Origin of the sequence: Erwinia wuhanensis, from assembly GCF_030484085.1 — a bacterium.
Taxonomy (GTDB): Bacteria; Pseudomonadota; Gammaproteobacteria; order Enterobacterales; family Enterobacteriaceae; genus Erwinia; species Erwinia aeris.
The window spans coordinates 25937-38669 of record NZ_JAUJUH010000007.1; the positions used below are offsets into that span (position 1 = coordinate 25937).

Annotated in this window: 11 protein-coding genes; 5 read left to right on the forward strand and 6 right to left on the reverse strand. The window is 57.0% G+C overall.

Translation table 11 applies throughout. The features are described from left to right. Window positions 1-36: 36 nt before the first annotated feature. Together frsA and gpt are read right to left on the reverse strand one after the other, a co-directional pair. Entirely contained in the window at window positions 37-1287 is a 1251-nt protein-coding gene (gene frsA / locus QZH36_RS16310) for an esterase FrsA (protein WP_253455162.1), read from the reverse strand. Between the two features lie 113 nt (window positions 1288-1400). Continuing rightward, a complete protein-coding gene (gene gpt, locus QZH36_RS16315) occupies window positions 1401-1859 on the reverse strand; it encodes a xanthine phosphoribosyltransferase (protein ID WP_125289117.1) in 459 nt (152 codons plus the stop codon). Window positions 1860-2109: 250 nt separating this feature from the next. Between gpt and pepD the strand changes: the two genes are divergently transcribed. Continuing rightward, window positions 2110-3567: a beta-Ala-His dipeptidase gene (pepD, locus tag QZH36_RS16320; protein ID WP_301730667.1), complete on the forward strand. Its 1458-nt coding sequence runs from the start codon at window positions 2110-2112 to the stop codon at window positions 3565-3567. Between the two features lie 77 nt (window positions 3568-3644). Here pepD and dinB read toward each other — a convergent pair whose 3' ends face one another. Next, complete coding sequence (dinB, locus tag QZH36_RS16325) at window positions 3645-4700, reverse strand: DNA polymerase IV (RefSeq protein WP_301730668.1); 1056 nt, start codon at window positions 4698-4700, stop codon at window positions 3645-3647. A gap of 239 nt (window positions 4701-4939) precedes the next feature. On the opposite strand from dinB, the gene dpaA reads away from it, so the two are divergent. Beyond that, window positions 4940-5674, forward strand: a complete 735-nt coding sequence (gene dpaA, locus QZH36_RS16330; protein WP_253455166.1) for a peptidoglycan meso-diaminopimelic acid protein amidase — start codon at window positions 4940-4942, stop codon at window positions 5672-5674. Here dpaA and QZH36_RS16335 read toward each other — a convergent pair. Further along, on the reverse strand, window positions 5645-6412 hold the full coding sequence (locus QZH36_RS16335; protein WP_301730669.1) for a class II glutamine amidotransferase: 768 nt from the start codon (window positions 6410-6412) through the stop codon (window positions 5645-5647). The genes dpaA and QZH36_RS16335 overlap by 30 nt on opposite strands. Window positions 6413-6430: 18 nt before the next feature. Next, entirely contained in the window at window positions 6431-7009 is a 579-nt protein-coding gene (gene lpcA, locus QZH36_RS16340) for a D-sedoheptulose 7-phosphate isomerase (RefSeq protein ID WP_253455168.1), read from the reverse strand. A 214-nt stretch (window positions 7010-7223) separates the two neighbouring features. Between lpcA and fadE the strand changes: the two genes are divergently transcribed. The 3 genes from fadE (at window position 7224) to QZH36_RS16355 (ending at window position 11716) form a co-directional block, all read left to right on the forward strand. Continuing rightward, window positions 7224-9716, forward strand: coding sequence for an acyl-CoA dehydrogenase FadE (fadE, locus tag QZH36_RS16345; RefSeq protein ID WP_301730670.1), 2493 nt, complete (start codon window positions 7224-7226; stop codon window positions 9714-9716). A 220-nt stretch (window positions 9717-9936) separates the two neighbouring features. Then, window positions 9937-11028, forward strand: coding sequence for a serine hydrolase domain-containing protein (locus QZH36_RS16350; RefSeq protein WP_301730671.1), 1092 nt, complete (start codon window positions 9937-9939; stop codon window positions 11026-11028). 148 nt (window positions 11029-11176) lie between these two features. Then, window positions 11177-11716 (forward strand): DUF2058 domain-containing protein, encoded by a 540-nt coding sequence (locus tag QZH36_RS16355; protein ID WP_301251351.1) that lies wholly within the window; start codon window positions 11177-11179, stop codon window positions 11714-11716. Between the two features lie 71 nt (window positions 11717-11787). Here the strand turns inward: QZH36_RS16355 and QZH36_RS16360 are convergent, their stop codons facing one another. After that, window positions 11788-12486, reverse strand: coding sequence for an RluA family pseudouridine synthase (locus QZH36_RS16360; protein WP_253455175.1), 699 nt, complete (start codon window positions 12484-12486; stop codon window positions 11788-11790). Between the last annotated feature and the right edge of the window lie 247 nt (window positions 12487-12733).

Genomic DNA, 12733 nt, shown 5'->3' on the forward strand with positions numbered 1-12733 from the left:
CCCGTTAGTTTTCGCTAAGCGTTAATATTTAGCCACTCAGCGTGTTAATCGTTTAGCTAACCAGTCAACAATATCACGTAATGCTTTATCAAAGTTGCTCAATACAGGCGAAAGTGCGATTGGCATCAGCTTACCGTCGAGCGAGGAATTCACAATCAGCTTTGATTCCTCCGCCGGGCTGAAAGGATCGTTCGGCCAGTAAGCGGACAGCATCGGCGTTGGACAGCGGCGGCCCAGCAGCCCCTGGGTTTTCAGCGAGTAGCGGCTCAGCTCGACCCGCAGCGCGGAATCGGCGGCCGATGCCATGCCCAGCCGGCTGGCCAACACGTCCATATACATTTCGGGAATGCTGTCCTGCAACGCGCTATCGCACAGCAGGCTGTGTACCACCGGCCCCAGACAGGCCACGGCGCGCAGTCGAGGCGCTTCCAGCCAGGCCAGCCGCACGGCAATGTTGCCGCCAAAGCGATAGCCGAAAGCGGCCACGCGGGTATGATCGACCCAGGCAACGTTTTCCAGCTGTTTTAACACCTGCTGGTGCAGAAAACTGGAATCCTGCGTCAGCTTCCATTTTGCAGAGAAGCCGACCGAAGGCATGTCGATGGTCAGCATTGCGATGCCGCGCGGCGCAAGGTAGTCGTGGAAAAGGCGATAGTGATCGGTTTGCAGTGAATCCAGGCTGCTGCACAGCAGCACCGTAGGATAAGGCGCGCGGGCTTTTTCCGGCATATGCAAAAAGCCAAAAATGGAACTGCCGCCGGGAATGGTGAACTCCAGCTCTTTCAGCTCGCCCGGCAGTCTTGAGGTGGCCTCTTCATAGGCACGATTCGCCAGCTGCTGCGCCTGATCGGCCAGCTCATCGCCTTTCAGATGCGGATAGCCCGCTACGCCGTACAGGTTAGCAGCGTGCAGCCAGCACTGGCCCGCTTCGGCATCGGTAGCCGCCGAGGCGGCTTTATCCTGCCAGCGCGCGGCCTGCTGCGACCATTCGTAGATCCAGTTGCCGCCGCGATAGCCAATCACCGTATCCAGCAGCTGTTCATCAGTGTGGTCGGCGCGGCTGCTGGCTATCCTGGCCAGCACTTCGCCAATCTCCAGCGGCGACAGTCCCCGCCACGTCCAGAGCAGACGATTAACCATCCGATACCAGCCTGCATGGCTGTCGCCTTCCAGCGCGGAATGCAGCGGCAGCGGCTTGTGATGATGCAGGCGCCGGATCAGGGAGGAGGTTTCAGGATGCTTAAAGCGGGGTTTAAAGAGTTCTTCGCTGAGATTTTTAGGCGACATAGTACGATCCTTCGACATACGGAGAATCGTCTTAGTCTATAGCAGCCTGGCGGCTGACGCGAACCGTAAAACGCGCAACGCCCGGCGGAACCGGGCGTTTTGATTGAGCTAAATCAACCTTTTACGATTGGCGGGATATACACCACGCCCATATCCCACGGCTGTTCAATCCAGGTATTCTGTGGAATATCCACGACATAGTCGTCCACCAGCGGACGACCGGCCGGTTTGGCGAAAATAGTCACGAAACGCGCTTTTGGATACATATCGCGGATCGCCTGAGCGGTGCCGCCGGTATCGACCAGATCGTCAATTACGATAAAGCCTTCGCCGTCGCCTTCCGCGCGCTTCAGCACGTGCATTTCACGCTGGTTGTCGTGATCGTAGCTGGAGATGCACACGGTATCGACATAGCGGATGCAGAGTTCGCGAGCCAGCAGCGAAGCGGGCACCAGGCCACCGCGGCTGACCGCAATAATGCCTTTCCACTGTTCGACAGGAAGCAGGCGCTGGGCCAGTTTACGGGCATGGATTTGCAGCATGTCCCAGGTGACGACGTATTTTTCACTCATAAAAGGAGTCCCGGCCGATAATAACGGCTTAAAAATGTACAATGGGATGGGTTGCGCGGAATTATAGAGATCTGAGCCGCTAAAAACCAGCACAGGATAGCCCGGAAGGTGCTTTTTTGCCGAAGCGAACTAAGCATGCCTCTGGAAACAATGATATTCTTTGGGTTTGCTGCGTCAGATACTGACCAACCCTATCACAAATGCTCACTCCCGCGCCGCTGGCCGGGGATGTCGACACAGGAGATTTAACGTGTCCGAACTTTCTCAACTGTCACCACAGCCGCTGTGGGATATCTTCGCCAAAATCTGTTCAATCCCGCATCCTTCTTATCATGAGGAAGAGCTGGCTAACTATGTGCTGAGCTGGGCTGGCGAGCAGGGTTTTGTCACCTTTCGCGACGAAGTGGGCAATATTCTGATCCGCAAGCCGGCCACGAAAGGGCTGGAGCACCTCAAGCCGGTCGCGCTGCAGGCGCATCTGGATATGGTGCCGCAGAAAAACAACGACACCACCCACGATTTCACCAAAGATCCAATTCAGCCGTGGGTTGATGGCGAATGGGTCAAGGCGCGCGGCACCACGCTGGGCGCCGATAACGGCATCGGCATGGCGTCCGCGCTGGCGGTGCTGGCGGATAACACCGTTGAGCACGGCCCGCTGGAAGTGCTGCTGACCATGACCGAAGAGACCGGCATGGTCGGCGCTTTCGGGCTACAACCGGGCTGGCTACAGGCGGATATCCTGATCAATACCGACTCGGAAGAGGAAGGCGAGATCTATATGGGCTGCGCGGGCGGCATTGATTTTACCACCACGCTGCCGCTGAGCCGCGAAGCGGTGCCGGCCGGCTACGAGCATATTCAGCTGATCCTGAAAGGCCTGAAGGGCGGCCACTCCGGTGCGGATATTCATCTGGGCCTGGGCAACGCCAACAAACTGCTGGCCCGTTTCCTGTTCGCACATGCCAAAGCGCTGGATCTGCGCCTGGTGGATTTCACCGGCGGCACGCTGCGTAACGCTATCCCGCGTGAGGCGATGGCGACGCTGGCTGTTCCGGCCGACAAGCTCGACCAGCTAAAAGGCATGGCGCTGCACTATCTGGAAACCCTGCGCAACGAGCTGGGTCTGAAAGAGAAAAACATCAATATCGTGGTGGAAAATATCGCCGCTAACGACCAGGCGCTGTCCACCATCAGCCGCGACGCCTTTATTGCGCTGCTGAACAGCACGCCAAACGGCGTGATCCGCAACTCCGACGTGATGAAAGGCGTGGTGGAAACCTCGCTGAACGTTGGCGTGGTGTCGATTAAGGATGACGAAGCACGTATCAACTGCCTGGTGCGCTCGCTGATCGACAGCGGCAAAGATTACCTGGTGGAAACGCTGACGGCGCTGGGCGATCTGGCGGGTGCGAAAACCGTGGCGAAAGGCAGCTATCCAGGGTGGCAGCCCGATGCCTCTTCGCCGGTGATGGCGCTGGTGGAAGAAACCTACAAAAAGCTGTTTAACAAAGCGCCGAATATCCAGGTGATCCATGCGGGTCTGGAATGCGGCCTGTTTAAAAAGCCGTACCCGGATATGGATATGGTTTCTATTGGCCCCACCATCACCGGCCCACACTCGCCGGATGAGCAGGTGCATATCGGCAGCGTCGGCCTTTACTGGCAGCTGCTGACCGCGCTGTTGAAGGCTATTCCGGCTAAGTAAAACAGGACGGGCGAAGCACCACGCTTCGCCCGTTTTCTCTCCCGCTCGCAATCTCGCTCAGGGCAACGTACGCGGCATTAAATTCCCAGCAGTAATTGTCTTTCCAATTGCGGATTCAGCAAGGTTACGTGCAGCCCGACCAGACGCACGCCGCGCCCTGCCCGCCGCTCTTCCCAGGTTTTTTTCGCCACGTCGATCAGGTCTTCTTTATTCAGCACTGGCCAGACGTGCTCCTGGGTCGTCTGCTGGAAATCGTCAAACTTCAGCTTTACGCCCTGCCTGGCGATCAGCAGATCGGGCTTAATCACCTTTAGCCGCCGTTCCAGCTCCGCATAGAGAAAATCGATGATTTCCAGGCACGCTTCCCATTCATGAATATCTGCCGACAGCGTGCGCTCCACGCCCAGCGATTTACGCAGGCGATCCGTTACCACCTCGCGCTCGTCGATGCCGTTACAGCGCTCCCACAGCACGCGGCCAAACTTGCCGAAGCGCTTTAGTAGCGCGGCCAGATCCGTTTTCTGCACGTCGGCGCAGGTGTGCAGCCCCAGCTCCTCCAGCTTTTTCGCGGTGACCTTGCCGACGCCGGGTATTTTTGCCAGCGGCAGCGTCAGCAGAAACTGCGGGAGTTCCTGCGGCGTGATCACAAACTGGCCGTCCGGCTTATTCATATCCGAAGCGATTTTTGCGACGAATTTAATCGGCGCCACCCCGGCCGACGCGGTGAGATCCAGTTCGCGGGCGATGGTCTGCCGGATCTCCCGCGCCATCAGCGTGGCGGATCCGTGGCAGTGCGGGCTGTCGGTAACGTCCAGGTAGGCCTCGTCCAGCGACAGCGGTTCGATAAGCGAGGTATAGCGCGAGAAAATATCCCGAATATGTGCGCTGGCTTCTTTATAAGCGTCAAAACGGCCGGGGATCACTTTCAGATGCGGGCAAAGCTTAAGGGCCGTCGCGGTCGCCATCGCGCTGTGCACGCCAAACTTCCTGGCGGGATAGTTAGCGGTGCTGATCACGCCGCGCTTGTGCTGGCTGCCGCCAATAGCGACAGGGATATTGCGCAGGCTGGGATCGTCGCGCATCTCCACCGCCGCATAAAAGCAGTCCATATCTACATGTATAATCTTGCGCATTCGCCCCTCCGCCAGCACTGGATAAGTATACAGGCAGCGAGCGCGTTTTCAACAGGTTAACGGGCGGCCGAAGCGCAGCGGCAGCGGCCTGGCGCAACTTTTCTCGGTTTTTTCTACGCGGCTCTCTTGATAAAAAAATAGACAATGCTAATGTGACGCAGCTTTTACGGATATTTCCGAAACTGCGAGTCAACCACGTCTTCGGACGGCGTATCAACCCTACTATCAAGGGAACCAGAATGGGCAAAATCGCACTGCTGTTTGCGATGTTTTTTCTGCCAGCCGTTGTTTTCGCCAGCGCGCCGGTCGCACCGATCGCTCCTCTGGCGCCGGTAAGCAAAGAGTTAAAGAAGCAGTTACTCGGCACACCTGTTTATATTCAGATCTTTAAAGAAGAACGCACGCTTGAGCTGTATGGCAAAATCGGCACCGAATATCGGCTGCTCGACAGCTACCGTATCTGTAATTTCTCCGGCGGGTTAGGCCCTAAACGTCGCCAGGGCGATTTTAAAAGTCCGGAAGGGTTTTATAGCGTGGGGCTTTCCCAGCTGAAGCCGGACAGCCGCTTTTATCGCGCTATTAATACGGGTTTTCCGAACGAATATGACCGCCAGCAGGGTTATGAAGGGAAATACCTGATGATCCACGGGAACTGCGTTTCCGTGGGCTGCTATGCCATGACGGATGCCAATATCGACGATATCTATCGCTATGTGGAAGCGGCGTTGCGCAACGGCCAGCCGCGCGTGGCCGTCAGCATTTATCCATTCCGCATGACCGACAGCAACCTGCAGCGCCATCGCTATTCGGTTTATTTCAGCTTCTGGCAGCAGCTCCAGCCCGGCTACGCCGAGTTTGTGAAAAACCGCCAGCCGCCGGCAATGGGCGTCAGCGGCGGCAAGTACGTGCTGAACAGCCCGTTGCTGAACGATGCCACCAGCCAGTCAGCGCTGGCGCTCTCCGAGGCAAAATAACGCCCAGTCGCCTGGCGCAATTTTGTGCCAGGTTTCGTTGCCCGTTAAGGGCTGAGTGGCGATCACCGTGACCACGTCATCCGGCGTGGTCTGCTTCTGAAAATCTATCTCCACGTCCTGATCCAGCAGCGTCGCTTTACCGAACGGCGCGCGACGCGTGATCCAGAACAGATTGGTCGAGCAGAACGCCATCAGATAGCGGCCATCCGACAGCAGCATATTAAATACGCCCTTTTCCCGCAGTTCCGTCGCCAGCTCCGCAATATAGCGAAACACCGCCGGCCAGTTGCCCGGCGTGCGCGGGTAGCGCGTGGTCAGCTTATGCAGCAGCCAGCAGAACGCCTGCTCGCTGTCCGTCTCGCCTATCGGGCGAAAAGGGCCGGTTTCCATCCCGCGATAGCCTTTCAGCTGGCCGTTATGCGCGTAGGTCCAGTTGCGTCCCCACAGCTCGCGGGTAAAAGGATGGGTGTTTTCCAGCGACACCTCGCCACGGTTCGCCTGACGAATATGCGCCACCACCGAGCAGGATTTTATCGGATAATCCTGCACCAGGCGCGCTATCGGCGAATTAAAGCTGGGCTGCGGATCTTTAAACGTCCGGCAGCCTTTCCCTTCGTAAAAGGTGATGCCCCAACCATCCTTATGCGGGCCGGTTTTCCCGCCGCGCTGCACAAGCCCGGTAAAGCTGAAACAGATGTCCGTAGGGACATTCGCGCTCATCCCGAGCAGTTCGCACATAGCCGTTCCTCGCGTCAGTTACTTCGCCATCTCTTTTTCAATCAGCAGGATCAGGATATGAATAACTTTGATATGAATTTCCTGAATGCGATCGGCGTAGCCAAAGTGCGGCACGCGGATTTCCACATCGGCCGTTCCGGCCATTTTGCCGCCGTCCTTGCCGGTCAGGGTAATCACTTTCATTCCCTGCGCGCGCGCCGCCTCTACCGCTTTAATCACATTAGCAGAGTTGCCGGAAGTCGAAATGCCCAGCAGCACGTCGCCCGCGCGGCCCACGGCCTCAACATAGCGTGAGAAGATATGATCGTAACCAAAATCGTTGCCCACGCAGGAGATATGGCTGACGTCGGAGATAGCGATCGCCGGATAGCCCGGGCGGTTGTCGCGATAGCGGCCGGTCAGCTCCTCGGCAAAGTGCATGGCGTCGCAGTGTGAACCGCCGTTGCCGCAGGAAAGCACCTTGCCGCCGGCTTTGAATGAATCCGCCAGCAGTACCGCAGCACGCTGAATAGCATGGATATTGGCGTCATCGCTGAGGAAATTATTGAGCGTGTCCTGTGCTTCACTCAGCTCGGCGCGAATGATGTCCTGATACATAGGGAGAGTCCTTTTAGGTGAGGTCTGCGGCAGTTTAGCAAGTTGCCACGCGGGCGAAAAGCGCCCTGCCCGTTCACGCGGCGCTTTGCCCTGTGCCGGTCGCGCTTTGTGAGCCAGGTTGTAATTATCATGTAAATAGATTGATAAAGAAAATCATCTCTATTACATCTGTAGCTAACAGGTCAGACCTCTTACAACTTACGGAGCGATGGTTATGATGGTTTTCAGTTGCGTGGCGACAATTTTGCTCATTGGCGCGCTGTTTTATCACCGTGTTAACCTGCGGCTGGCGAGCCTGCTCGTGCTGCTCTGGACGGCAGCCTGGGCGATGGCTGGCGTCTGGACGCCGTGGCTGCTGGTACCGTTAGCGATTATTCTGCTGCCCTTCAACGTGCTGCCGCTGCGGCAGGCGCTTTTTTCCAGACAGATGTTGAAGACCTTCCAGAAAGTGATGCCGCCGATGTCGCGCACGGAAAAAGAAGCGATCGACGCCGGCACTACCTGGTGGGAAGGCGATCTGTTTCGCGGACGGCCGGACTGGAACAAACTGCATGACTATCCGCAGCCAAGGCTGACGCCGGAAGAGCAGGCTTTTCTGGATGGCCCGGTAGAAGAAGCGTGCCGACTGGCTAATGATTTTCAGATAACCCATGAGATGGCCGACCTGCCGCCGGAGCTGTGGGCTTATCTGAAAGAGCAGCGTTTCTTCGCGATGATCATCAAAAAAGAGTACGGCGGCCTTGAGTTCTCCGCCTATGCCCAGGCGCGCGTGCTGCAAAAGCTGGCGGGCGTTTCCGGTATCCTGGCGATTACCGTTGGCGTGCCTAACTCGCTTGGCCCAGGCGAGCTGTTGCAGCATTACGGCACCGACGAGCAGAAAGATTACTATCTGCCCCGGCTGGCTAGCGGCCTGGAAATCCCTTGTTTTGCGCTAACCAGCCCGGAAGCGGGTTCCGACGCGGGCGCTATCCCGGACGTGGGCGTGGTGTGCCGGGGCGAGTGGCAGGGCCAGCAGGTGCTGGGAATGCGGCTGACCTGGAACAAGCGCTATATCACGCTGGCACCGGTCGCCACGGTGCTGGGCCTGGCGTTTAAGCTTTCCGATCCCGACCATCTGCTGGGCGAAAAAGAAGAGCTGGGCATTACCTGCGCGCTGATCCCTACCCAGACGCCGGGCGTGGAAATCGGCAAGCGCCACTTCCCGCTCAACGTACCTTTCCAGAACGGCCCGACGCGCGGCGACGCTATTTTCGTGCCGATTGACTATATTATCGGCGGGCCGGCGATGGCCGGTCAGGGCTGGCGGATGCTGGTGGAATGCCTCTCGGTCGGACGCGGCATCACGCTGCCGTCCAACTCCACCGGCAGCCTGAAAAGCATCGCGCTGGCTATTGGTGCCTATGCCCATATCCGTCGCCAGTTCCGTCTGCCTATCGGCAAGATGGAAGGGATCGAAGAGCCGCTGGCGCGCATCGCCGGAAACGCTTATGTGATGGACGCGGCCGCCTCGCTGATCACCAGCGGCATTATGCTGGGCGAGAAACCGGCGGTGCTCTCCGCTATCGTAAAATATCACTGCACCCATCGCGGCCAGCGCGCCATTATGGATGCGATGGATATCGCCGGCGGTAAAGGCATTATGCTGGGTAAAAGCAATTTCCTGGCCCGAGCCTATCAGGGCGCGCCGATCGCCATTACCGTTGAGGGCGCGAACATTCTGACCCGCAGCATGATCATCTTCGGTCAGGGTGCTATTCGTTGTCATCCCTATATCCTTGCGGAAATGGCGGCGGCCCAGGATCATAATCTGCACGCGTTTGATAAAGCGTTGTTTCACCATGTCGGCCACGTCGCCAGCAATAATCTGCGTAGCCTGTGGCTGGGGCTGACCGCTGGCCGCACCAGTAAAACGCCGACCCGCGATGCAACCCGCCGTTACTATCAGCATCTGAACCGCTTAAGCGCCAACCTGGCCCTGCTTTCTGATATTTCGATGTCGGTTCTGGGCGGCAGCCTGAAGCGCCGCGAACGCATCTCTGCACGCCTCGGCGACGTGCTCAGCCAGCTTTATCTCGCCTCCGCCACGCTGAAGCGTTATGAAGACGAAGGCCGCAACGAGGCCGATCTGCCGCTGGTGCACTGGGGCGTGCAGGATGCGCTGAACCAGGCCGAAACCGCTATTGAGGATCTGCTGCGCAACTTCCCGAACCGGCTGGTCGCGGGTCTGTTGCAGGTTGTCGTCTTCCCGCTGGGCCGCCACTGCCGCGCGCCTTCCGACCGGCTTGACCATCAGCTGGCGCGTATTCTACAAGTGCCTTCAGCCACACGTACTCGCTTAGGGCGCGGCCAGTATCTGACGCCGGGCGAAAATAACCCGGCAGGCCAGCTGGAAGAAGCATTAACGGACGTGATAGCGGCGGAAGCTATCCATGACAGGCTGAATAAGAAAGCGCAAAAGCCGCTCTCCTTTACCCGTCTGGACAAGCTGGCGCAAAAAGGCCTGGTGGAAAAATGGCTGACGGAAGAAGAGGCCGCCGTGCTGACGCGTGCCGAAGCCAGTCGCCTGCGCTCCATTAACGTGGACGAGTTTGAGGCGGATGCACTGGCAACGCAGCCGGTAAAGCAGCAGGATGATCCTTTGCATAGGGATCGGACGGAGAAAAGCCAGCCGCAGGCAGAAACCGAACGCAAAACGGAAGCCGCCTGAGTTGTCCGGCAGTCGTCGTGAAAGGTAGCGGCCTCGGCAATGGAATAAGGGAACCGGAAACGGTTCCCTTTTTGGCTTAACCGCCTCCGCTTTCTCACGCAGGCCCTCTTTGTGCAGATCGGCTACACGCCTGCTTTCCTGAACCCGGTTTAAAATTAAGGCGAAACGAAGCAGATAAGGGACAGAAAGCATGTATCCAGCCGAAGCGGAATTAAAGGCTTTGCTTGATCAAAAGGCAGAGAAGACCTTTCCCGCTCTTGCTATGGCTATTGGCAAAGGCGATAAACTAATATGGCAGGCGGCAGCGGGCTACGCTGATGCTAAAAACCACCTCCGGGCCACGCCGGAAACGCTGTTTGGCATTGGCAGCATCACCAAGGTTTTTGTAGCGGTCATCATCCTGCAGCTGGTTGAAGAAGGCTCCCTGACGCTTGACGCTTTCCTCGCAGACTGGCTGGCGGAAGAGAGCCTGGCAGGCGTCGCCAATGCAGAAACCGTTACCGTCAGGCAGCTGCTTGCACATTATTCCGGGATACCCAGCTGGGAAAACCAGCAGGCATGGATTTATGCAGCGCGCGGTCGGGAGGTCAAACCGGATAAGATATGGCTGCCGGAGGAAAACCTGGACTTTATCCGGGGGAAAAGCCTGCTCTGCCAGCCTGGAGAAGCCTTTCACTATTCCAACAGCAACTTTACGTTACTGGGTTTACTGATTGAAAAAGTCACCTCCCACGCGTTCGAAGAAGCCTTGCGCCAAAGAATCATCGGCCCGTTGCGGCTAAAAAATACCTTTCTTGAAACGTCGTTTTCTTCAGGCAGGAAAAACCTGGCGAAAAGATTTCACAGGCTGGATGCGCATTTTATTAAAAATGCCGGGATCTCAGCTTATTTCAAGGCGGAGCCTGGCGATCTTCTGGACGTTTCCGCCGTTAATCTGTCCGTTGAGTGGGCTGCCGGCGGCATCGTTTCTACCGCACAGGATGTGATGAATTTTATACTGGCGCTGAAAAATGGAAAATTGCTCAACCCTGAAAGCATGGCGGCAATGCAGCGCTGGCTGCCGGCCGATAGCGGAGAAATGGGGTTAAGCTTATTCAGAATAAATACCGATGGCGGGCCGGCTACAGGACATGGCGGCAACGTGCTCGGCGCCAGCGCCTGCGTATGGTGGTATGAAAAAGCCAACTGTGCGGTCGCCCTTCTCACCAATGTAGGTTCAATGCATGCGGCCCCTGAGGCTGACTGCGCAAGCGCACTTTTTAAAAACTCTGCGGCAGGTAGCCTGGCCCGACAAATCGCCGCGCATTATTAACCCCTTAAAGTCTGGCGCGGTGCGGCGTCCGGCCCGCCAGGCCGATGCCAGCGCCCTCCGGCAATGCCATACCGCACGGTGAAACGCGGTACAGCCTTAAAAATTACAGGTATAATCCCTGAATTATTCAACAGCCTCAGAAACGAAAATGACAAAACTTACCTTACAAGAGCAGATGCTGAAAGCTGGATTAGTGACCAGCAAAAAAATGGATAAGGTCCAGAGAACGGCTAAAAAATCACGGGTTCAGGCTCGCGAGGCAAGAGCGGCCGTGGAAGAAAATAAAAAAGCCCAGCTTGAGCGCGATAAGCAGCTAAACGAGCAGCAGAAACAGGCGGCTTTATCCAAAGAGTATAAGGCTCAGGTGAAGCAGCTGATTGAAATGAACAGGATCGTTGTTGCAAGAGGCAATATTGATTTTAACTTCACGGATAACAATCTTATTAAGAAAATTACCGTGGATAAGCTTACTCAGGCGCAGCTGACAAGCGGTCGCCTCGCCATCGCTCGTCTCACGAGTGATAACGGCGGCGAGCACCAGTACGCTATTATCCCCGCGAGCGTAGCCGATAAAATTGCGCAGCGGGATGCGAGCAGCATCGTATTAAACAGCACCCTGAGTCAGGAAGAGCAGGATGAAGAAGATCCGTATGCCGACTTTAAAGTGCCTGACGATCTGATGTGGTAATAAACGCCTGCGGCCTGGGGTTATCTGACCTCATCCAGCCGCTCTTGCGTTAGTTCCGGACGGGGTCGCTTTCAGAACGGGCTGGCATGACGGGTTTCTATCCGCTGCTGGCTAACGGGATGAACGAAATGCAGTTCGCTGGCGTGCAGCATCATGCGCGGCGTCCGTTCGGTGCCTGGCAGCAGGCGTCCGCCATAAAGATCGCATCCCCAGATAGGGTGGCCCAGCAGCTGGCAGTGAATGCGGAGTTGATGGGTGCGCCCGGTTTCCGGCGTCAGCTGTACTCGCGTCAGCGGCAGCGACGTTCCGTTTTCCAGCTCATGATAAAAACGCTCAACGACCCGATAGCCGGAGCGAGCGGGCTTGCCGTGGGTGGCGCAAATTGACATCAGCGGGAACAGCGCCGGATCTTTGGCAATCGCGGCGTCTATCACCCCTTCGTCATCATCGGCATGTCCACAAAGCAGCGCGCTGTACACCTTGGTTACGGCGCGCTGGCTGAACTGCTGGCAGAGAGCGGCATTGATCGCCTTAGTGCGCGCAACCACCATCAGCCCGGAAGTGCCGAAATCCAGACGGTGAACCAGGGTGCAGCCGGGAAATAGCTTTACCAGCCGATGATGCACCGAATCCAGATTCTGCGGGTTTTTCCCCGAGAGGCTCAGCAACCCGGCGGGTTTAGCGATCAGCAGCAGATACTCGTCCTGATAAAGGATAGCTATTTCGTCATGGCACGGCGGAGCAATAAAGGTGTCGGGGATCACAGGCATCGGGTTACCGCACGGAGAGTGGCTGCGGATGATAACGAATTTTCAGCCCGCTGACGAATCTGTCTGCGCCCCGTGCTTAGCTTTCTCTCCGTCACGCCAATACTTCCCTCACCCTCGCCGCGCTTTTGTCGGCCTCGCATAGCCGAAAATTATCGTCCAGACTTAAAGTAAAGGCGTAGTCTGCGCGGGCATTGTGCTTTACACTGCGCGCTGCAAAAACTGAGTAGATAATCGATTAAGTAGGCGG

Coding starts and splice junctions, on each gene's coding strand:
- frsA (WP_253455162.1), bottom strand. CDS start 1,287: ATGTCGCCTAAAAATCTCAGCGAAGAACTCTTTAAACCCCGCTTTAAG.
- gpt (WP_125289117.1), bottom strand. CDS start 1,859: ATGAGTGAAAAATACGTCGTCACCTGGGACATGCTGCAAATCCATGCC.
- dinB (WP_301730668.1), bottom strand. CDS start 4,700: ATGCGCAAGATTATACATGTAGATATGGACTGCTTTTATGCGGCGGTG.
- dpaA (WP_253455166.1), top strand. CDS start 4,940: ATGGGCAAAATCGCACTGCTGTTTGCGATGTTTTTTCTGCCAGCCGTT.
- QZH36_RS16335 (WP_301730669.1), bottom strand. CDS start 6,412: ATGTGCGAACTGCTCGGGATGAGCGCGAATGTCCCTACGGACATCTGT.
- lpcA (WP_253455168.1), bottom strand. CDS start 7,009: ATGTATCAGGACATCATTCGCGCCGAGCTGAGTGAAGCACAGGACACG.
- fadE (WP_301730670.1), top strand. CDS start 7,224: ATGATGGTTTTCAGTTGCGTGGCGACAATTTTGCTCATTGGCGCGCTG.
- QZH36_RS16355 (WP_301251351.1), top strand. CDS start 11,177: ATGACAAAACTTACCTTACAAGAGCAGATGCTGAAAGCTGGATTAGTG.
- QZH36_RS16360 (WP_253455175.1), bottom strand. CDS start 12,486: ATGCCTGTGATCCCCGACACCTTTATTGCTCCGCCGTGCCATGACGAA.